Below are 18,727 nucleotides of genomic sequence, written 5' to 3'. Positions count from 1 at the left end.
ATCACGCGAGCCGAGAGAGCCGCCAGTTGCTGTGACGGCGGCCTCGCAACCCGGTGTGAATCCACTCCCGAGTGCGGGGAGGAACAGCCACACCCTGGTGTGGCTCAATGCCCTGTCGGCTGACCCCCGTGACCGGGTTGTGAACGAGGCCGCCACCCTTGCGGTGGCGGCGAAGGCGCGGTGGCACCGCGAGTTGCCCCTTCTCGCCCGCGCTCCCAAGGGATCACGCCAACAGACGGCTGATCGAACGGAGCACCGACGCGATGCTGGATATCGACCTCATCCGCAAGAACCCCGAGTACGTACAGCGAGCCCTGGCCAAGCGTGACGTCCATGTGGATCTCGATGCCTTTCTTCGGCTGGACCTGGATCACCGGCGGGCACGAGCCGACGTGGAGCGGCTGCGGGGACGGCGGAAGACGATCTCGGGAGAGATCGCGAAACGCCAGCGGGCTGGCGAGCCCGTCGACGCTCTGCTTGCGGAGGCCAAGACGGTCGGTGAGGCCCTGACCGACGCCGAGGCTCACCTTGCCGAGCTGGAGCAGGCATGCCGGGACTTCCTTGATCCGCTGCCGAACCTCCCCGACGATGCCGTTCCCGCCGGGGGCAAGGAGAACAACGAAGTCGTACGCACTGTCGGGCAGGTGCCGGAGTTTGGGTTTGTGCCGAAGGATCATGTGCAGCTCGCCGACAGCCTGGGGCTGGTCGATTACGAGCGCGGGACCAAGCTCGCCGGCAGTGGGTTCTGGATCTACCGCGGCCATGGTGCACTCCTGGAGTGGGCGCTGCTGAACTACTTCGTCGAGGCCCACGTGCGGGACGGCTACGAGTTCCTGCTGCCGCCGCACATCCTCACTTACCAGGCCGGATACACCGCGGGCCAGTTCCCGAAGTTCGCGGACGAAGTGCTCGCCCTGGAGCAGGGCGAGCACGGTCCCGAACGGTTCCTGCTGCCGACCGCGGAGACCGCATTGGTCAATCTGCACCGGGACGAGACTCTCGCGGAGGCCGAGCTGCCCAAGAAGTACTTCGCCTACACGCCGTGCTACCGCAAGGAGGCCGGCGGCTACCGCACTGCGGAGCGAGGAACGCTGCGCGGACACCAGTTCAACAAGGTGGAGATGTTCCAGTTCACTCGCCCCGATGACTCGGCCGCCGCTCACGCCGAACTCCTCACCAAGGCCGAGGAGCTGGTGGCCGGACTCGGCCTGCACTACCGGATCACGCACCTGGCTGCTGAGGACACGAGCGCCGCCATGGCCAAGACCTTCGACGTCGAGGTGTGGCTGCCCAGCCTCGGCGCATATGCAGAGGTCAGCTCGGTGTCGAACGCCCGCGACTACCAGGCCCGGCGCGGCAACATCCGCTACCGGCCCCGGCAGGGCAAATCGGGCTTCGTGCACACCTTGAATGCGTCGGGACTGGCCACAAGCCGACTCCTGCCCGCGATCCTCGAGCAGCATCAGCAGGCAGACGGCACCGTCGTCGTACCTGACGTCTTGAGGAAGTGGGTGCCGAACGAAGTGCTGGCACCGCCCCGCCCGACCCGGTAGATCGGCCGGGCGGCCTGCTGGAGGCATCCGTTGCCTGGGACGGATGCCTCGCAGCCAGCGGTCGCCCTCCTGTAACTGAGGCGCCAACTCCGGTGCCGCTCTTCGGCCAGAATCGGGGTATGGATCGAGTGACTGGCCACGGTGCAACACCAATCGATCTGCCCGTCATCGTCACCGAACGGTTGCGACTCCGCTCCTTCCACCCTGACGACGTCGATTGGGTGTATGAGCTCTCACTCGATCCGGAGATGCTGCGCTGGGTCAGCCTGCCTGTCCCCTACGAGCGCAACCATGCTCAGTTCTTCGTCGAGAACATCGCCATCGCGAGGGCCCACAACGGAACAGCAGCGAACTTCGTCATCGAAAACGCTGCCACGGGCCAGCCGCTCGGCCGGATCGGCTTGCACCGCAAGACCGACACAGCTGCCGAGGTCGGTTACTGGCTGGCTGCGCACGCTCGCGGTTCAGGCGTCATGACGGAGGCTGTCCGAACCGCATGCCGGTGGGGATTCTCCCAGGAGGGCATGGGGCTGCGACGTATCTTGTGGCACGCCCTCGTGGGGAATGTCGGGTCTCGCAAGGTCACGGAGCGTGCCGGCTTCACCATCCACTCGAAGTCAGAAATCATGTTCCGGCGCGGCCAGCCGAGCGAGAAGTGGTCCGGCGTACTGATCGCTCCCCAGTCACCGGATGCGCCGCGCCTCGGCTGATTCCTTGTTGCCGCTGGGCGAAAACGCCGCCCCCGGCCGCGGCAAACAGCGCGTCTACGACAGCGTCGCCCTGGACGAGCTGCGCCAGCTGCTGGCCGAGCTCGACGACCGCCGCTGGGAGCCGGAATTCCTCCTGGAAGAGTGGGAGCAGGTCATCCTCGGCCAGTCCGTGCCCACCCGCTCCGCCTACTTCCAGGCCCGCCGGGCCGGCCGTGGCCGCGCACTGACCAGGCCTGATCGCCACCACATCTGGAAGCTCGTCGAGCAGTTCACCGCCCGCCTCGACAAGCGCGGCATCGAAACCTGGGGCCAGGCAGCCGAGCGAGCCGCCCGCTACGAGATCGACCGCGCCGCGAAAATCCAGGCCCGCCGCGAATACAAGGACGCGATCGGCGGCAAGGACCTCATCCACCGCACGACGGCTCCGGCATGCGCTACCTCGGCCACCGCTACTGGCACATCGTCGTCGACGAAGCCCAGGACCTCAGCCCGGCCCACTGGAAGATGCTCCGCGCCATGGTCCAACACCCCCGCCTCCCCAACGACCTGTTCATCGCCGGCGACACCCACCAGCGCATCTACGACCACTAGGTCGCCCTCAGCTCGGTCGGCATGAACATCAAGGGCGCGCCTCACGCCTGACCCTCAGCTACCGCACCACCAAAGAGATCCTCGCCAAGGCACTCCGCGTCGTCGACTCCACGAACAACAAGGTCGAGTTCGACGACCTCGACGACGGCACCGACACCCTCGCTGGCTACCGGTCCGTGCTCCACGGACCCACCTCCACCTTCACCCCCTACCACTCATGGGAAGATGAACTGACGGCCTCGCCACCACCCGCGCCCGCGACGCCCTCAGCATCAGCTGGCACGGAACGCCCAGCCCGTTCCTGCCCGTCTGAACGAGGGACAGGTGTAGCTGACGGTTGAGGTGACGACGAAGGACCAGGACAGTTCGGTCAAGCGGGCCGTCGACGCGATCCTCGCCGACCCGCGGATGGCGCGCCTGGCATGACGTCAACGGCCGTAGCGGCGATCCCTGTCCGCGTAGGAGCGCAGCGCCCGCAGCAGGTCGATCTGGCGGAAGGCAGGCCACAGGACCTCGACGAAGTGGACCTCGGCGTACGCGGACTGCCACAGCAGGAATCCGGACAGCCGCTGTTCACCGGAGGTGCGGATGATGAAGTCGGTGTCCTTGCCGGCCCTGGAGTACAGGTGCTCGGAGATGTGCTGGGCCTCGAAGTTCTCGGCCAGCTCTGCCGGGTCACCGCCAGCCGCGGTGTGCTTCTCGAAAGCCGCCTTGACCGCGTCGACGATCTCGCGGCGGCCGCCGTAGCCGACAGCGACGTCGACCTTGAGCCCGCCCCGTCCGTCGGTCGGAGCAACGGCGTCCTTCAGGGCACGCGCGCTGTCTCCGGGCAGCAGGTCGAGGGCGCCAATGATCTCGATCTCCCACGGTTCCGGCGCCGCGCAGATGCTCTGCACGGTCTCCTCGATGATCTCGATCAGCGGGCCGAGCTCCTCGGCGGGCCGGTGAAGGTTGTCGTCGGAGAGCATCCACAGCGTCACGTGCTCGATGTCGGCGGCGGTGCACCAGCGCAGGAAGTCGGCGACCTTCGCCCCACCGACCCGGTAGCCTTCGCGGGGATCGTCGTGACCGGCGCCGCGGGCCCAGCGCCGGTTGCCGTCGAGCATGATCCCGACGTGCTTCGGCCGGAGGGAGCCCTCCAGTTTCCGGGCCAGGCGCCGTACGTACACCGCTTCCAACGCCGAGCGAATGGCCCTGAGTGCCACGCCTTCGTCCTCTCCTTCAGCCACCACCGCTGAGGGCGCAACCGTATCGCCAACCCGATCCCCCTTCCCGGTTCGTGCTACGCCCTGGGCTATCCGATGGCCCATCAGACGATCACGCTCCCCGGCACGGTCACCCTGTTCATGCGCGGGCCCCGCGTGCCAAGGCCGGCTCGCATGCCGCCCTGGACGTGCTGCCCGCCGCCGACGAATGGCCGGAGCCTTCCGAGGTGGGCAAGCCCAAGCACGCTCGCGGACAGCGGCCGGTCACCGTGGAGGAGTACCAAGCGATGCGGCGACAGCTCGTCGGCCAGGGGATCATCATCCGCTGACACCGTCTCAACCCATGTCCTTCCGGGGGTGTCGCGCATCGCGGGCGCCACCTCCCGCGAGTCCGCTGTCCTACGGCGCGGCGTGCGCGCGGCGCGGTGACGGCGGACCACCACCCTCCCATTTGTCACACAACGAGTTGGATAGGATGCCGAGCGTGACTAAAGGGCTGGAGTGGACGCTGCAGAGCGAGCGTCCGGAGCCGGCCGGTTGGCTGAAGGTGAGTTGTCGCACCTACGTACAGCCGGACGGCAAGGAATCGGACTGGGACATCCTTCAGGGCCCGAGGACGGTGGCGGTGGTGGCCCTCACTGAGGACGGACAGGGCGTTCTCGTACGCCAGTTCCGGCCCGGCCCGGGGAAGGTCCTGGCGGAGCTGCCCGGCGGCCTGGTCTCCGGAGGAGAGGAGGTCGAGGCCGCAGCGGCGCGCGAGCTGCTGGAGGAGACCGGGTACGAGGCCGGCACGGTCGAGGTCGTCATGAAGACCTACCTGGCCTCATACGCCACTCACGTGCGGCACGCGGTACTGGCCCGGAACTGCCGCAAGGTGACCGAACCCAAGCCGGACGCCGAAGAGTTCGTCGAGCCGGTCACCATGCCGCTGGACGATTACGTGGCCCATCTCCTCGGCGGTCAGTACACCGACGCGGACATGGGCCTGGCGGGTCTGGTGGCCGCCGGCCTGCTCAAGCAGGCAGGTTGATCTTCGGCCCGCCCAGGGCCTCGGCGAGACGTTCAGCGGTCTGGGCGGGGGCCTCGATGTAGAGGCGGGTTCCCGGTTCCGTGCCGGAGGCGCGCACGGCGATGCGGCCGTGCGCGCCGTCGTCGTAGAGCGCCGGATCGCCGGAGAGGGCGGCGCTCCAGCCGGGCAGGAGCCGCGGCAGCCGGTCAAGGACGTTATTCAGCGGCACAGGGACGGTGTGGACGAGCTGAGTGTGCGGGTACAGACGCCGCAGTTCGCGGACAGCGTCGTCGAGTTCCTCCAGCGTGGGGAAGGCACTAAGGGAAGACCCGCGCGGTGAGGGTGGCCGTGGCGGCCGCCGCGTCCCGGGAAACCTCGGCCAAGGCTCAGGGTCGTGGTGATGGAGGGATCCGAGCGGCTGCAGGGCAGCGCCATGGCCTGCGAGCAGCTTCAGATGGGTGGTTTTGCCGCTTGTCCGGACCGCTCAGGCTCACGAACGCCGGTGAGCCGCTCACGCGTTCACCGGGTGATCGACCAGCGAGGCGATCGCGTCGGTGTCGGCGGAGATGAACTCGCCCAGCGCGGGCGGCATCAGCGCAGGGCGCGGACCGCCTCGGCGGTGAAGGGGACACGGACGACCTCATAGCCGCCGCGCTCCGGCTTGGTGAACTCGCTACCGGTGCGCGCGTCGAGGTCGATGCTGTTCAGGCGGGCCGCGAAGATGTGCTGCACGCCGATGCCCGTCTCCAGGAGGTCGGTGATGAGGAACACCAGCCGTGGTGCGGCGATCGTTCCGCCGAACTCCTCGCAGCACTGCGTTCGCCATCCAATCCGCATCCGAGGAACCATGTCAGCCGACAGCAGACGGTGCCTCCTTGGACTGCACCGGCCCTCCGGGCTGACAGGATGGTGCTATGCCACCGCCCCCGCTGCCGCTGAGTGCTGAGTCCGTCGATGTACTGGAGACCTACCTGGAAGAAGTGGGTACCGTCTTCCGGATCTTCCGGGAGCAGGACTCCGGCTGTGTTTCCTACGGGGTCGCTGTAGGCGACGAGCGGTGGTTCGTGAAGGGTGCGACAGTGCCGGAGGCTGCCGCTTCGCTGCGCCGTGCTGTGGAGGTCCATGCTGCGGTCCAGCATCCGCTGATCGTGCCTCTCCAGCACTCCTTCGACGTCACTGGTGGACTGGCTCTCGTCTATCCGTGGGTGGATGGCGAAGTTCTGTACCACCCCACCATCTCCCGCCACGGTGGCCGCGCCGCTTCCGACAGTCCGATGGCGCGGTTCCGCAGACTCCCGGTAACGGTCATCCTCCGGGCCCTGGAGCAGATCCTCGATGCGCACCTGGCCGTCGAGGCGGCGGGGCTCATCGCTGTTGATTTCTACGACGGCTGCCTGCTGTACGACTTCGACTGCGACCGCCTGGTGCTGTGTGACTTGGACGAGTATCGGCCGGGTCCGTTCATTCTGGAGGTCGATCGACTGCCGGGGTCGAGGCGTTTCATGGCCCCTGAGGAGTTCATCAGGGGCTCGACCATCGATATCCGAACGACCGTGTTCGTGCTCGGCCGGGCGCTGCGTCTGCTGCTGGATGCCGGCGATGACGAGCAGGAATGGCGCGGTTCGCCGCCACAGCTGAAGGTCATCGAGCGTGCCAATGCCAGCGATCCTGCTGACCGGTTCGCCTCGGTTGAGGCTCTGGTGCAGGCATGGCGTGGCGCAAGCAGTGTGCGCACTTGATCTCTCTACTGTCGCGGTGAGACGAAGCAGCGCCTTGTCTGTCATTCGCGTCTGCGCGAGCGGTCTCGACGCGATCAACAGTCACAGGAGGCAACGGACAACAGCTCGCCCCCACAGGGAGTAGTCGACGATGGGGCAGGCCAGCGCACATCCACAGCGTGTGGACGGTTTCAGTGACCAGCCGTTGCGTACGAACGCTGAGACACGGCGTACGACGGCTCGCCCGAGTGACTGAAGTAACCACATGCGTAACGCGTTCTGGATACCGATAGTGGCTGCATGGATCCGGTTGTCGTTGCCCGCGCCGTTGTAGAGGAACGTCATCCTGCCGCTCGAGCGGCATTTCTGGGAGGCAGCGTGCTGACGGAGCACCGCACGGCCTTGTCCGACCTGGACATCGTGGTGCTGTTGCACGGTCTGCCGGCTCCGTACAGAGAGAGCCTCCAGCACGGTGACTGGCCCGTGGAACTCTTCGTATACACCGAAGAGACCTGGCACGCATTCGTAGACCGGGAAACCCGCAAGCGCCGGTCCCCACTGCTATGGATGTGTGCGGACGGCGAGCTGCTCTTCGACGTGGATGGGCTCGGCGAGCGTCTGGCTGCGGAAGCCAGAAAACTGGCCCTCGCGGGTCCACCTGCGATGCCAGCAGAGGAGATCGAGGACTCCCGCTATGCGATCACGGATCTCCTGGACGATCTCGCTGGGAGCACCGATCAGGGCGAACGGCTGTTCATCGCCTCAGAGCTGGCGAGGCGGACAGGTGAGCTCGTGTTGGCCCTCGGTGGGGCATGGGGTGGCGGCGGGAAGTGGCTGGCACGCCGCCTCGATGCCGCAGCACCTGGACTCAATGCCCGCCTGCTCCATGCTGTCCGTAGGGCATTGGATGGGCAGACCGACGCCCTTGTTGGCGTCGTTGACGATGTCCTGGCTCGGGCTGGCGGACGATTGTGGGCCGGGTATCGGCGCAGTGGAACTCCGTGACGGGTGGGACAGGCTGAGATGTAGGCCCATCGGCACCGTAGGCGGCCCAGCGGCACTACCGTGGAGCGATGGTTGAAGCCGTGGAGGATCGCGCTCCGTTCCAGGTGTTAGTGCTGCCGTACCGGCAGACTGAGGGAGGGCTGCTCTACGCCTTGTTCCGTCGCTTGGACGGCGCCTACTGGCAGGGTGTGGCTGGTGGTGGGGAGGCGGGTGAAGCACCGCTACAGGCCGCCAGGCGAGAGACCGCCGAGGAGGCTGGCTTGGCCGGCGACTTCGAGTTCATCGAACTGGATGCGCGGGCGTCGATTCCAGTGGTGAGTGTCACTGGCGAGTTCACGTGGGGGCCGGAGGTCTTGGTGCTTCCCGAGTATGCCTTCGGTGTCCGAGCCGACGCATCGGAGTTGGCGCTGTCCAGCGAGCACACCGAGTACAGCTGGTTCTCGTTCAACGAGGCAATGTCGGCAGTGCGTTGGGATTCCAACCGCACAGCGTTGTGGGAACTTGACCACCGTCTCCGGCGAAGCTCGGTGGCCGGAGAGTCTTGATGGCCATGGGGACGGCGGAGTAGTTCCGTCGTCCCCATGGCCGTGGCGGATGTGGTTCCGCCGCCCCGATGGCCGATTCCGTGGTCTTCAGGCAGGCGGGTGGACCGTGAACTTTCCGATCGCAGTGTCGATCGATGCGGGTCAGTGTGCGGTCACGGCCAATGCCCGGGAGCGGCGCGCTTGACAGCTGACTGGGACCTCATCGCCGAGCGGGACGCCGACACGGTGCTGGTGTTGCGGGAACTCGTTGCTGCGGCTGCGGAAGACGTTCCCAAAGAGCGGGACCGGGAGATCATCTCGCGGTCGCCTCGGTCTGCACGACCAGCCGGCGCAGACGCAGGAGAAGGTAGCCGAAGCTCATCTGCCGGTGCCCGGCACGTTGTTCCACGTCAGGTGGTCTTCAAGCATCGGCCATTCGCCGGGCGGCACCGGAGCCAGCGCGGCCGCGTCCCGCACCGCCTCATCGACCCCGCAGCTTCGGCAGATCCGGACGTCACGGTCGAGGGCGAGGCGGGAGCGGGCGCCCGGGTCGCCGTCGTACTCGCTCAGCGGACCGCGGCACCGCGGGCACTCGGCCCCTGTGGGGCTCTCATCCATAGACGCACGCCTCACGGGATAGACGGACCGGCTTCCTCACCACGGCCCAACGACCGGCACGCCGGTCAGGCACGCTCAGGCCGGCTCGTCGGGGTTGAGCCCCTGGGCCCGTGCCAGGGCGAACAGGACATGCTCGATGGCGTCCAGGCGCTGCTGGGGGAACGCCGGACGGCGCCTCGCGGAGACCGCATTCTCTTGGGCCGCCGCCGCGACACTGGCGCTGCGTGCCTACCGCTCCGCCGCTGGCCAGACCCAGCCGCTCGGCAGCGCGCCGGCGCGCAGCCGGAGGTCCTGGCGATGGCAGCCCGGCCACCATACTGGCTGCACGAATGGCGTACCAGACAGGACCGAGGACGAGGATGGGCGAGAGCATGACACAGGCGGCCGACCGTGGGCAGCATCCGGTACTGGCCCGGCTGGCCAGCGAGATCGACTGCGCGCGCCAGGCCGCCGAATCAGCTCTGGACACCGTCTTCGACCAGACCGCCATCGTGGGCTACGGCGGCCGGTCCATGGTCTTCCTGTCCAAGACGGCCATCCTGAAGATCTACACTCACCGCCCGGCCGAGCGCGCCGAGCGCGAGATCACCGGCCTCAACCTGGCCGCGCAGGCCGACGGTCTGCGGGTGCCCGAGGTCCTCGGCCACGACACCGTCGACGGCGCCCTGGCCTGGGTCAGCGCCACCCGCCTGGACGGCACCGCCCCCACCGACCCCCACGACGAGCAGGCCACCGCGCTGCTCGGCACGGTCGTCGCCCGCCTGCACGCCCTCCCCGACAACGCGCTTACCGGTCTGCCCCCTTTCCGCCGCAACATCCGGCCACTGCCCGACGGCAACCACCCCGTGCGCACCCGACTGTCCGCCGTCCTGGCCCAGGCCGGTCCGGTCCAGACGGCCGCCTGCGTGCCGGGTTTCGTGCACGGCGACTACTCCGCCCGCAACCTCCTGCTCGCCGATGGCAAAGGCCCCGGCATCATCGACTTCGAGGGCTGCGGTACCGGCTGCGTGTACGAAGACCTGACCAACCTGTACGTACAGAACTGCCTCATCGACGGCCGCGACCCCCACCTCGCCCTGGCTGCCTACCACGAGGAAAGCGCCCGCCTCGGCCGGGGGATCGAGGTCGACGCCCGGCACATGCTCGTCCACACTGCCCGGTACTTCTGCTGGGTCCTGCAATGGGCCATCGAGATCGACACCGAACTGGCCGACCAGGTCACGGCGCTCGCCCCGCGCGTCCTGGACGCCCTCGAAGCAGAGGGGACACCACACCTGTGATCGCGATCGACGGCATGCCGGGCGTAGGGAAGACCACCGCACTCCACCGGCTCCAGGACGCGCTGCCCCAACCAGGTGGTGGTCTTCCCCGAAGCCCAGCCCCCAGGAGATCCCCTCCCGGACGCGGCGACCGCCCGCTACTTGCTCACCGAGGCCCAAGGCCGCCTCGCCGACGCCAGGCGCCAGCAGCAGGCACACCCCGGTCTCCTCGTCTTCTCCGACCGGTGCCAGGCCAGGGCCCACGCCAGGACTTCGACCGCGCCCTGGAACTCGCCCGCTACTTCGGACTGACCGACCCGGCGCACACGACCGCGTCCTCGTCCTGCTGCTCGGCCCGGCCGAATCCGTCGCCCGCCGCTTGGCGCACGCCCACGACGCCCGCTACCGTCTCTGGTTCGACCCGGACTTCCTGGACGCCCATCACCACTTCCTCACCCTTGCGCGGCCGAGGCGGAGCCACCCGCAGCCAGTCCGGCGTGTGAGCAGGCCGAACGAGGGTGCCCGGCATCCGTGTACGGTGCGGCGGCAGCGGGATTGGATCACGACGGCTCCGTGGCCTTCTGGAGCGGCGCGCCGCTCCGGGGCGGCGCCTTCGGTGTACGCGCGGCCCGTTCAGGCGCTCTGCTGCGCGAGGCAGTTGGCCAGGCTCGGTCCGGCAATGGCCAGGGCATCGTTCATGACGGTCAGGTCGGGTTCCGGGATGGCGCCTCGGCCGAAGCCGCCGTTGTGGACGAGGGCTTCGAGGTTCTTGCGTTGCTGGTCGTTGGCCATGGGGATCGGGCTGCGCAGGATTTCCCGTGCGGCGAAGGCGTCGCCTGCTTCTTCGGTGTCGTCGACCACGGTCCGGCACAGCGGCTCCGTCAGGCTGCGGGAGTTGGCCGGGGCCAGGGCGATGACTGTCCGTGCCAGCCGTACGCGGAACATGCGGGTATGCGGTGCGGTCGCCTCAACGGCGGTCCGTGCGGTGTCCAGGACGGTCGTGAAGAGTCCGTCCCGGGCGTGGCCCGCGAGGGTCGCGGTGCCGTGCCGAAGGAGCTGCCGCACGGCCTCCTCCCACGGTTCGGTGATGTGCGCTTCGTCCAGCAGGGCGTTGGCGGTATTCGGGGCGTTCGTGTGCCAGGCGGCGACGATGCGGGCCTGCCTGCTGTCGAGCAGCCGGTCGGGCTCGGCGTCGTATGTGGTGGCGTGCTGGGCGGCCTTGGCCCACTGGCCGGTGGTGGCCAGCAGGCGGGTGCCGTCGTCCGTCATCAGGAACCGCAGCCACGGCTGGATGTGGCGCACGGTGGCCGGGGTGGTGAACCGGGTAAGGTCGATGCACTGCCCTTGGAGCGTCACGATGCCGCCGTGGTGCACGGCCTGGTGCAGGTCGGCCAACTGCCGGTAGGCGGTGTCCGGGTGGCCGGAGCGGGCGGTCAGACGGATCAGGTTGACCATCGGCTGGAGCGCCGCGATGGCGACGTCGCCGTTGACGGGCCAAGCCGCCTGGAACAGGCGCAGTTGGCGGATGCACAGGTCGGCGGCCAGGTCGGGGAGCCGGCAGTCGGAGGCGATCAGCGCGGACAGGTTCCAGGTGGCGCAGGCGGCGTTGATCCGGTCATTGAGCGGGCCGGCCTTTGCGGACTTGTCGGCGCAGGTGCGCAGCTCCTCGATGCGGGCGGTGAAGCTGGGGTACACGAGGTGGGATCGGCAGACCAGCGGGAACCCTGCGGCGTCCCGGTGGACTGCGGTCGGTGAGGGCGTGGTCGTCACGGTGTGGGCCTTTCCGGGGCGTCGGGGCCGGGATACAAGATCGCGGCCTTGGCCGCGTGCGCGAGGACGCTCTGGGTGCGGGTGTGAAGGCCGATGCGGTTCCAATGGAAGATCACGTGGTAGGCCACGACTTGGCGTAGGCCGCGGTCGAGGGCTCCGTCGCGGTTGGCGGTGCCGAGGTCCCGGCCCGCGTGGCGGAACGCGTGGACCCAGTCGGCGGCGCGCTTGAGTGTCTGATCGGACTGGAGCATCGGGCCGGCGGTGCTGGTGTCGGCAAGGAGCAGGTGCCGCAGGTCTGCGGTCATGGTGTGGATCTTGGCGGGCGGTACGTCCGGCGGCAGGGGCCGTTCCTGAGCGACGCGGTGCCAGACGTCGCCTTGCTCGTACCACTCCAGTCCGGCCGCGCGCATCAGGGTGGCGCACAGCAGCAGGGACATCTCGCGGCGGCCCAGGTCACCGTGGGGTGTGATGAGGATGGCGCGGCTGTCGGCGTGGAAGAGGGTGTGGGCGATGGCCATGCTGGTGTCGCCGCCGAATGCCGCGGTCTCGGGTTCGTAGATGCCGGGCCACCAGCGCCCGACGCGCCCGTCGGCGGCGAGTTCGTCCAGGGCTGCGGGAATCGCCGGAGGCAACTGTGCCCCGTCGGGCAGGAGCAGACGCATCCGCCAGCAGGGGTGTTTGCGGATGAACCACCATCCGGTGATCTGACCATCGTGTTCGGCCAGGTCCAGGACGGGGGCGATGTGGTCGGCGGCGGTCTGCTCGGCCTTGGCCCAGTCGGTGAACTGGACGTACAGCTGACGCCAAGCGGGGACCCTGGCCTGGCGGGCGAGAGCGTGTTGTCCGGCTTGTTGGTAGACGGCGACGGCAGCGGCCAGGTCGGCAGGGTCGAGTCCGGCGTCGGCGGCGGCGATGTTTGGGCTGGCTCCGGCCAGCACGTCCCGTACCGCGGCCAGCGTCTCTTCCAGCGGGGCGGGCGGGTTCAGTCGATCAGCAGGCATGCGTCCCATCCCGAGGTCGGCGCAGCGCCGTGGGCTGCGGTGGTCAGGGCGAGGGCGGTTCCCGCGGCGCCTTGCAGCAGCCCGGAGTCGGGGCCGGGATGGGCGTGGCGGGTCAGGGCGTCGGCCAGGCCGGGCAGGGCGGCGTCTAAGGCCGGGGTGCCGGCGTCACGGGCCGCGCGCCAGGCGGTCTGGTAGATGCCTGCCCAGCCGTGACATAGGCCGGTGTCGGCGATCTTGGACAGCTGGTCGGGGTCGGTCAGGCAGCGGGCCATGGCGGTCTCGTACAGGTGTTGGCGTGCCGGGTCGCGGCGGGCAAGGGCGGCGAGCTGTCCGGCGCGGGCGATGCCGGGGGTGCCGTAGCACCAGCTGGGCCGGGCCGGGCCCCGCTGGGCGGGACGGCCGGCGCGCAGTTCGCCGAGGTGGAGGTGCTCGGGCCACCAGGGTCCGGCAGGCCCGTCCTGCCGCCACGTATCGAGCCAGTGGAGGATGGTGTCGATGGCGTCTTCGTGGCCGTCGACCCTCACGCCCTGGCGCAGGGCGCGGGCAAGAAGCAGCAGTGGGCCGGCGATGCCGTGGGCCGCACCGAAGTTGGTGTGGCCGCCGGGGACGGAGGCCAGGGTCAGGTCGGGCTGGTGGCCGACCCACCAGCCGGGCAGAACGCCATGGTCGCCGTGACGGATGGGGCGGGTCAGCCGCACGAGGTAGGCCAGGATGCGTGCCATCGCGTCGCCAGACGGGGACCGGCGCAGCAGGTACGCGCCGATACCCGTCAGCCCGAAGAAGATGTCGTACTCGTGGAAGCGGGATGGACGCCCGCTGCGCATGCGAGCTTCGGCCGCGTCGGCTCTCCGGTGGGCGAGTTCGGTGACGTGCCGGTCCACGGCCGTGAGCGCGTCCTGGTACCGGGGCGAGTCGGGGGTGACGGCGCAGTCGAGCATGAAGGCGACGGCGGGCGCCCCCAGGTACAGGCCGCTGGTGTCGGCGGCGCTGATGTCGGTGGCGACGGCGGTCTTGATCCAGGCGTGTGCCTGCTGCCAGGCGCCGTGTCCGGTACGGGCGCGTTCGATGTGGAGGAGCGCGGTTCCGGTGGCACCTGCGGTCAGGGCGTGCGCCGCCCAGGGCTGGTCTTCGGGTGGTGGGGCGGGGACGGCCAGGTGCCGGGCGAAGGCGTCCGCCAGCAGGACCGGGCTGGTTGCGGTGGTCACGGCTGCCGCTCCCGGTGCCGCAGGGCGCAGGCTCGTGCGAGCCGGCCGGTGACGCGTTCGTGATCGGGGTCGACGGGCAGCGCCCGGATGTAGTGCTGGTGAAGTAGCGACCGCAGCACGCTGTCGGGGCCGCACTGGGTGGCCAGCTGCTCCCGGTAGGTGGTCAGGGCGGCAGCGCGCTGCCGCCAGGCGGCGGCGACGTCGGGGCCACCGGGCAGGGCCACCAGGGTGGTGTGCTCGGGATCGGCCAGTGCCAGGGTTAGCGCGGTTCGGTCCCGGGAGAGGGGGCCGCGCTCCTGGGGCAGGGTGCGCGTCAGCCAGTCGGCCGCCTGTCGTGGGTCGCCGGTGAACTGCATGGCCAGGTCGACCATGCTCGCGGCGGTGAGCGCCTGCCCCGTAGCCGGGTCGCCGGCCGCGGCACGGATCTGCGCCACACTGGCGGCCGAGTCCGCGGCGAACACCTGGTGCGCGGTGTCCAGGGCGGGGCCGTGTCCGTACCGGCCGGTGTGCGGCTGGTAGGTGGCCAGCTCCAGGTCGGAGGCCAGGCGCTGCCGGTGGAGGGAATCGGCCCAGGCGTGGACGAGTTGGGAGGCTGGGCCGTAGTCGTCCGGGGTGGGCAGGTGCAGGTACAGGGCCAGGTACTGGTCGGAGTCCGGGTGGGTGGTGTCGCGGTGACGCCTGAACCACCAGGTCGGCATGGTGGCGAACTGGTCGAGCAGGCCGGGCAGGTGGCCGGTCAGGATCTCGTCGTGCCGCGTGGGGTGCGCGAACAGGCGGGTGTACAGCATGGTGGACCGGCCCGGCATCAGGGGGCTGGCGACGGTGGCCCTCGGCAGGAGTGGAGCTGTGTCGGCCGGAGCGGAGTTCGCCAAGGGGATCAGCAGCTGGTGGGGGCGGCCGATCCACGCCTGCTCATGCGGGGTGGTGGTTTCACGCAATTCGACAAGGCGGGTTCGGTTCACGCAGGCGCGCAGCAGCGCCCGGTGAATCCGCTGGTCAAGGTCGATGGGCAGCTGCTGGTCGTTCTCGACCAGGGCAATGCGGTCGGGGACGCGGAGCCGTTCGCGCCACCGGTCCAGCGCCTTGTCCCAGTCGGCCATGGGCGCGGACCGGGCGGGCAGGTCATCGGCGGCCAGTAGCCATCGGGCGGGCGCGAGGACGGTCCGCTTGTATCGGACGCGTGGCAGGTACGGCAGGGTGGCGGCGACGCCGAAGGTGAACGTCTTGTAGGCGGCGCTGCGCGCGGTGTTGATCTCTGCCAGGAACCGGGCGAGCGGGGGCGTATGGACCGATGCCTCCAGCGCGTGCAGGACGCGGGGCTCGACGTGCTGCCCGGTCGAGGTGCGGATCAGGTAGAACCGGCGGGCGTCGGCGGTCACCGCCAGGTCGTCGAGCGGGATCACGCCGGGGCCGGGTTCGTGGTGCTGGCCGAGGGGGATGGTGTGCGGCAGTACCTGCATGGTGCGGGAGACGTTCTCGTTGCGGCGCCGCCGCGGGGTGAACGACAGCTGCGCCGGGACCGCGCCGGGGCTGGCGGTCGCGTACGAGTTGGTGAGCGCGGACTGTGCGGGCGGCGGCAGCAGGTGCGCGAACCGGCCGAACATGCTGCTGCCGGGGCGGGGTGCTCCGGTGACCAGCAGCCGGTAGTCGCCCCGCTGCACGGCATCCAGGGTGGGGGCGTGGATCTCCACGGCGATCTCCGCCCGGGGTACGGGCAGCGGCGGTTCGGTGTGGTCGGCGGTCAGGTCGGCGATCGTCGCCCGGGTGAGGACAAGCTCACGGCCGGAGTCGAGCATCGCCTCCTGGAGCAGGCGCAGGATCTTCTCGTCCCGGCTGGTCAGCTGGTACGGGGCCCGGGTGCGTTCGGAGCCCAGGAAGCCTGCGGGCATGCCGAGGCCGCTGTCGGCGACCAGGTGACGTACAGGCACCGCGGCGTCGGTGCCGTACCGGTCGAGGAACCGCTGGTGGTAGTCGCGCCACTGCGGATACCCGTACGGATGGGGCGACAGCTGGTGCATGACTTGGGCTGCTTCGGCAGCCTCTCTCAACAGGGCTTCGGGGATGTCGACGGTGCAGTCCAGTGCGGCGTCGACCAGCAGCGGGACCGGGGCGACGGAGCTGAGGCGCTGCATGTCCTGGACGAGGACTGAGCCGGACGCCCAGGGCGCTGTGCCGGTGGGGTGGTCGATCCGGTCGCGGATGGCCGCGAGCCGGGCCGCTAGCTCGGCCACGTCGGGGATGCTGGCGGCGTCGGCCTTGTCCAGTTGGGTGCACACGTGGGTGAGCGGGTCGACCGACGTCATCGAAGGCCACAGGCTGCTGATCAGGATGTGCTTGCCCAGCAGGTCGGCGATCAGGCCGGTGAGCTGGTCGGGGCGCGCGGTGGGGAACTGGTCGGCCAGGCGGTGTACCAGCACGTCGTATGGGATTGGGGTGCTGGCGGCGGCGAGCGCGGCGGCCGCGGGCCGGGTGAGGCGGATCGACAGCTCGACCGGGGCGTAGTGCGCGGCGTGCGCGGCGGCAGGCATGCCGTCCACGATGTGCCGGTTTCCGCGTGACCGGCCTGTGTTGTTGGCGACGACGGTCAGCCGGGCAACGAGGGCGGGGCTGCCCTCCAGTTGCGAGATCACGTCCGTCATCCAGTCGGAATCGGGCCGGAGCATCGTTCGGTAACCGTCTCCCCACTGGACTCGGGCAGCGTGAGCCGGCCGCGCGGGGGCGACTCCGGCGAACACCCCGAACGGTGTGGGCCGGTGGTTCCAACGCAGGAGGTATGCCGCCACGGACCGGACGGCCCGGCGGATTCGGCGGGTATCGGTGAGGGTGCCGTTCAGGATCTCGGTGACGCGCTGGCACAGCACGGGGCTGGCTGCGGACAGCGCGTCGGGCACCGGATCGCGCCACACCCCGGCCAGCCACTGGCGGCCATGGGCGGGGACGTCGTCGCCGTACAGGTCAAGGTCCGGCACGGGTATCTGGCTGGGAGCGGTGGAGGAGCGCAGCAGCACTCCGGGCTGCCACTGGTAGGTGATGGGTGATCCGTGTGCCACTGGTGCCCCTTCTCGGATGGGGTGCGCAGACAGGTGTCGCCGCAGCCGTCGCTGGTGGGGCACATGAAGACGGTGAGGGGGCTGTCGGAGACGACGACCCGGATGTCCAGCTGGAAGTCGTCGTCGAAGAGTTCCCCGGCCGGCAGCCCATCCGGGGCGGTGACGGCGTCGAGTACGGCAGTGGTCATGCGATCACTCTCTCTGTCCGAAGTGATGGTGCAGGACGACCTGGCCAGGAGCCGCGAGCTAGGCGACCGGCCAGGAGACTGAGATCCGGCTGTGCTTCTTGTCGATGATCCGGTCGCCGGTGATCCGGTCATCGGGTGTGCCCGCCGGGTGGACGGAGATGCGCGGGCCGGGAGCGCTGCGGTGTTTCTTGCCCCAGGTGCGGACGATGTCGGCCAGCCGCTCGGCGAAGCCGGCCCCGTCGGGCCCGAAGGCGTGGAACCCGAACTCCGCGTTCTCCTTCTCCGGGTTGCGGCGCACCACGATGTAGCCGAAGTTCGGGCCGTCGATGGCGACCATCGAGAACCCGAGACCGGTGGGGCCGATCGCGCCGGTCGCCAGTTCGGGGTTGATGGACATGCTGCAATACGTCGGCACCTGCGTCGCCAGATACATCTGGAGGGTGCCGATGGGCTCCCGGCTGGCGACGGTCACCCCGGTCCATGTCTCGGCACGGACGGTGTCCAGGACTCCGTCCAGCAGCGACGGGTCGGCGGGCAGCCCCTCGTCGAAGTGCAGCGTGACGCCCCCTGGCAGTTGCATCGTCTGCTGGACGTGGGAGCCGGCGCCCTGCACCGCCACGAAACCGCATACGTGGGCGCTGGTGGCAACCAGGTGGTCACCCTGCCGGATGAACCCGTAGGTGCGGGTCAGTCCGTTGATGCGAAGCGGCACGACGAGTCGGCCGTCGTCCTTGAGCTGGTCGATCCAGGCGGGCGGGATGTCCCAGGCACCGACGGTCACCATGATCGCGTCATAGGGGGCGTGCCCGGGGAGGCCGTTCTCGGCGTCGGCGACGACGACGTTGACGTTGGTGTAGCCGGTTTCGGTGAGGAAGCGCTGGGCCCGGTCGGCTGGTTGGGAGTCGATGTCGACGGTGGTGACCTGCCCTGTGGGTCCGACCATCTCCGCGATGTAGGCGGCGTTCGGCCCGTTGGTGCCGATCTCCAGCACGTTGTCGCCGGGGTGGAGATCGGCCTGTTCCAGCTGCATGGCCTGGATCTGCGGTGCGGAGACCGAGCTGGTGTGATTGCCGTGGTCGTCCTCCTGGGTGATCACGGCGTTGTAGGTGCTGTAAGCCTCGTCGAGCGGGGATTCGGGTACGGCAAGGTGCCGGGGCACCTTGCGCATGGCAGCCTCGACGCGCGGCGACACGATCGTGCCGTCTTCCTTGAGCTGGTCGACGGCCTTGTTGCGCAGCTCGGTCGCACGGTTCTCGTCGGGCAGTTCGCTCATGTGGCTGGTCTCCTCGTGGTGCGTGTACGCGAAGTCGTGATGATGTCG

19 protein-coding genes and 1 pseudogene are annotated in these 18,727 nt (G+C 69.3%); 9 read left to right on the top strand and 11 right to left on the bottom strand.

Going from position 1 to position 18,727, the window contains the following annotated elements; all coding sequences use genetic code 11:
- The first annotated feature begins 263 nt into the window (after window positions 1-263).
- From serS to AOK08_RS48795, 3 genes and pseudogenes are all read left to right on the top strand, one after another.
- Window positions 264-1,553 carry a serine--tRNA ligase gene (serS, locus tag AOK08_RS01120; RefSeq protein ID WP_055522694.1) on the top strand — a complete coding sequence of 430 codons (1,290 nt, stop codon included), beginning with the start codon at window positions 264-266 and terminating at the stop codon, window positions 1,551-1,553.
- Between the two features lie 119 nt (window positions 1,554-1,672).
- The gene (locus tag AOK08_RS01115) at window positions 1,673-2,263 is read left to right on the top strand and encodes a GNAT family N-acetyltransferase (protein WP_063793980.1); all 591 of its coding nucleotides are present in this window, start codon (window positions 1,673-1,675) and stop codon (window positions 2,261-2,263) included.
- A gap of 13 nt (window positions 2,264-2,276) precedes the next feature.
- Window positions 2,277-3,087, top strand: a pseudogene (locus tag AOK08_RS48795) (UvrD-helicase domain-containing protein); the annotation flags it as partial.
- Window positions 3,088-3,282: 195 nt separating this feature from the next.
- On the opposite strand, the gene AOK08_RS01105 reads toward AOK08_RS48795, so the two are convergent.
- Entirely contained in the window at window positions 3,283-4,059 is a 777-nt protein-coding gene (locus tag AOK08_RS01105) for an isoprenyl transferase (RefSeq protein WP_055522690.1), read from the bottom strand.
- A gap of 484 nt (window positions 4,060-4,543) precedes the next feature.
- Between AOK08_RS01105 and AOK08_RS01095 the strand changes: the two genes are divergently transcribed.
- Window positions 4,544-5,089, top strand: coding sequence for an NUDIX hydrolase (locus tag AOK08_RS01095; RefSeq protein ID WP_241826757.1), 546 nt, complete (start codon window positions 4,544-4,546; stop codon window positions 5,087-5,089).
- On the opposite strand, the gene AOK08_RS45405 is transcribed toward AOK08_RS01095, so the two are convergent.
- The gene (locus AOK08_RS45405; protein WP_055522682.1) at window positions 5,073-5,297 is read right to left on the bottom strand and encodes a hypothetical protein; all 225 of its coding nucleotides are present in this window, start codon (window positions 5,295-5,297) and stop codon (window positions 5,073-5,075) included. The two genes, AOK08_RS01095 and AOK08_RS45405, sit on opposite strands and share 17 nt — an antisense overlap.
- A 362-nt stretch (window positions 5,298-5,659) precedes the next feature.
- Window positions 5,660-5,905 carry an NUDIX hydrolase gene (locus AOK08_RS01085; RefSeq protein ID WP_055522680.1) on the bottom strand — a complete coding sequence of 82 codons (246 nt, stop codon included), beginning with the start codon at window positions 5,903-5,905 and terminating at the stop codon, window positions 5,660-5,662.
- 77 nt (window positions 5,906-5,982) lie between these two features.
- Between AOK08_RS01085 and AOK08_RS01080 the strand changes: the two genes are divergently transcribed.
- From AOK08_RS01080 to AOK08_RS01070, 3 genes are all read left to right on the top strand, one after another.
- Window positions 5,983-6,807: a protein kinase family protein gene (locus AOK08_RS01080; protein ID WP_055522679.1), complete on the top strand. Its 825-nt coding sequence runs from the start codon at window positions 5,983-5,985 to the stop codon at window positions 6,805-6,807.
- Between the two features lie 279 nt (window positions 6,808-7,086).
- Window positions 7,087-7,791 (top strand): nucleotidyltransferase domain-containing protein, encoded by a 705-nt coding sequence (locus tag AOK08_RS01075; RefSeq protein ID WP_055522678.1) that lies wholly within the window; start codon window positions 7,087-7,089, stop codon window positions 7,789-7,791.
- Between the two features lie 68 nt (window positions 7,792-7,859).
- A complete protein-coding gene (locus AOK08_RS01070) occupies window positions 7,860-8,336 on the top strand; it encodes an NUDIX domain-containing protein (protein ID WP_055522676.1) in 477 nt (158 codons plus the stop codon).
- Between the two features lie 357 nt (window positions 8,337-8,693).
- On the opposite strand, the gene AOK08_RS01065 is transcribed toward AOK08_RS01070, so the two are convergent.
- Complete coding sequence (locus AOK08_RS01065) at window positions 8,694-8,933, bottom strand: hypothetical protein (RefSeq protein ID WP_055522674.1); 240 nt, start codon at window positions 8,931-8,933, stop codon at window positions 8,694-8,696.
- A gap of 371 nt (window positions 8,934-9,304) precedes the next feature.
- Here AOK08_RS01065 and AOK08_RS01060 point away from each other — a divergent pair, with 371 nt between their 5' ends.
- On the top strand, window positions 9,305-10,213 hold the full coding sequence (locus AOK08_RS01060) for an aminoglycoside phosphotransferase family protein (RefSeq protein WP_157876512.1): 909 nt from the start codon (window positions 9,305-9,307) through the stop codon (window positions 10,211-10,213).
- A 75-nt stretch (window positions 10,214-10,288) separates the two neighbouring features.
- Window positions 10,289-10,504 (top strand): hypothetical protein, encoded by a 216-nt coding sequence (locus AOK08_RS01055; RefSeq protein ID WP_055522670.1) that lies wholly within the window; start codon window positions 10,289-10,291, stop codon window positions 10,502-10,504.
- On the opposite strand, the gene AOK08_RS45400 is transcribed toward AOK08_RS01055, so the two are convergent.
- The 7 genes from AOK08_RS45400 to fxlM all read right to left on the bottom strand — a co-directional run bounded on the left by AOK08_RS45400 (window position 10,491) and on the right by fxlM (window position 18,679).
- The gene (locus AOK08_RS45400) at window positions 10,491-10,721 is read right to left on the bottom strand and encodes a hypothetical protein (protein ID WP_157876511.1); all 231 of its coding nucleotides are present in this window, start codon (window positions 10,719-10,721) and stop codon (window positions 10,491-10,493) included. The two genes, AOK08_RS01055 and AOK08_RS45400, sit on opposite strands and share 14 nt — an antisense overlap.
- Window positions 10,722-10,825: 104 nt before the next feature.
- Window positions 10,826-11,962 (bottom strand): hypothetical protein, encoded by a 1,137-nt coding sequence (locus AOK08_RS01050; RefSeq protein ID WP_055522667.1) that lies wholly within the window; start codon window positions 11,960-11,962, stop codon window positions 10,826-10,828.
- Window positions 11,959-12,963 (bottom strand): thiopeptide-type bacteriocin biosynthesis protein, encoded by a 1,005-nt coding sequence (locus tag AOK08_RS01045; protein WP_055522665.1) that lies wholly within the window; start codon window positions 12,961-12,963, stop codon window positions 11,959-11,961. The genes AOK08_RS01050 and AOK08_RS01045 overlap by 4 nt, the downstream gene beginning before the upstream one ends.
- Complete coding sequence (locus AOK08_RS01040) at window positions 12,945-14,168, bottom strand: lanthionine synthetase C family protein (RefSeq protein ID WP_055522664.1); 1,224 nt, start codon at window positions 14,166-14,168, stop codon at window positions 12,945-12,947. The genes AOK08_RS01045 and AOK08_RS01040 overlap by 19 nt, the downstream gene beginning before the upstream one ends.
- Window positions 14,165-17,083, bottom strand: coding sequence for a lantibiotic dehydratase (locus tag AOK08_RS01035; RefSeq protein ID WP_241826764.1), 2,919 nt, complete (start codon window positions 17,081-17,083; stop codon window positions 14,165-14,167). Before AOK08_RS01035 ends, AOK08_RS01040 begins: the two co-directional genes overlap by 4 nt.
- Window positions 16,999-17,406 (bottom strand): FxLD family lanthipeptide, encoded by a 408-nt coding sequence (locus AOK08_RS46955; protein ID WP_241826756.1) that lies wholly within the window; start codon window positions 17,404-17,406, stop codon window positions 16,999-17,001. Before AOK08_RS46955 ends, AOK08_RS01035 begins: the two co-directional genes overlap by 85 nt.
- Window positions 17,407-17,464: 58 nt before the next feature.
- Entirely contained in the window at window positions 17,465-18,679 is a 1,215-nt protein-coding gene (gene fxlM / locus AOK08_RS01030; RefSeq protein ID WP_055522789.1) for a methyltransferase, FxLD system, read from the bottom strand.
- Window positions 18,680-18,727: the final 48 nt, after the last annotated feature.

Origin of the sequence: Streptomyces graminilatus, from assembly GCF_001418565.1 — a bacterium.
GTDB classification, from domain to species: domain Bacteria; phylum Actinomycetota; class Actinomycetes; order Streptomycetales; family Streptomycetaceae; genus Streptomyces; species Streptomyces graminilatus.
This window is presented reverse-complemented; position numbering and strand designations above follow the sequence as displayed.

Bases quoted from the DNA above. Each gene is read 5' to 3' on its own strand.
- serS (WP_055522694.1), top strand. From the start codon at position 264: ATGCTGGATATCGACCTCATCCGCAAGAACCCCGAGTACGTACAGCGA.
- AOK08_RS01115 (WP_063793980.1), top strand. From the start codon at position 1,673: ATGGATCGAGTGACTGGCCACGGTGCAACACCAATCGATCTGCCCGTC.
- AOK08_RS01085 (WP_055522680.1), bottom strand. From the start codon at position 5,905: ATGCGGATTGGATGGCGAACGCAGTGCTGCGAGGAGTTCGGCGGAACG.
- AOK08_RS01080 (WP_055522679.1), top strand. From the start codon at position 5,983: ATGCCACCGCCCCCGCTGCCGCTGAGTGCTGAGTCCGTCGATGTACTG.
- AOK08_RS01075 (WP_055522678.1), top strand. From the start codon at position 7,087: ATGGATCCGGTTGTCGTTGCCCGCGCCGTTGTAGAGGAACGTCATCCT.
- AOK08_RS01070 (WP_055522676.1), top strand. From the start codon at position 7,860: ATGGTTGAAGCCGTGGAGGATCGCGCTCCGTTCCAGGTGTTAGTGCTG.
- AOK08_RS01065 (WP_055522674.1), bottom strand. From the start codon at position 8,933: ATGGATGAGAGCCCCACAGGGGCCGAGTGCCCGCGGTGCCGCGGTCCG.
- AOK08_RS01060 (WP_157876512.1), top strand. From the start codon at position 9,305: ATGACACAGGCGGCCGACCGTGGGCAGCATCCGGTACTGGCCCGGCTG.
- AOK08_RS45400 (WP_157876511.1), bottom strand. From the start codon at position 10,721: ATGCCGGGCACCCTCGTTCGGCCTGCTCACACGCCGGACTGGCTGCGG.
- AOK08_RS01045 (WP_055522665.1), bottom strand. From the start codon at position 12,963: ATGCCTGCTGATCGACTGAACCCGCCCGCCCCGCTGGAAGAGACGCTG.
- AOK08_RS46955 (WP_241826756.1), bottom strand. From the start codon at position 17,406: ATGACCACTGCCGTACTCGACGCCGTCACCGCCCCGGATGGGCTGCCG.
- fxlM (WP_055522789.1), bottom strand. From the start codon at position 18,679: ATGAGCGAACTGCCCGACGAGAACCGTGCGACCGAGCTGCGCAACAAG.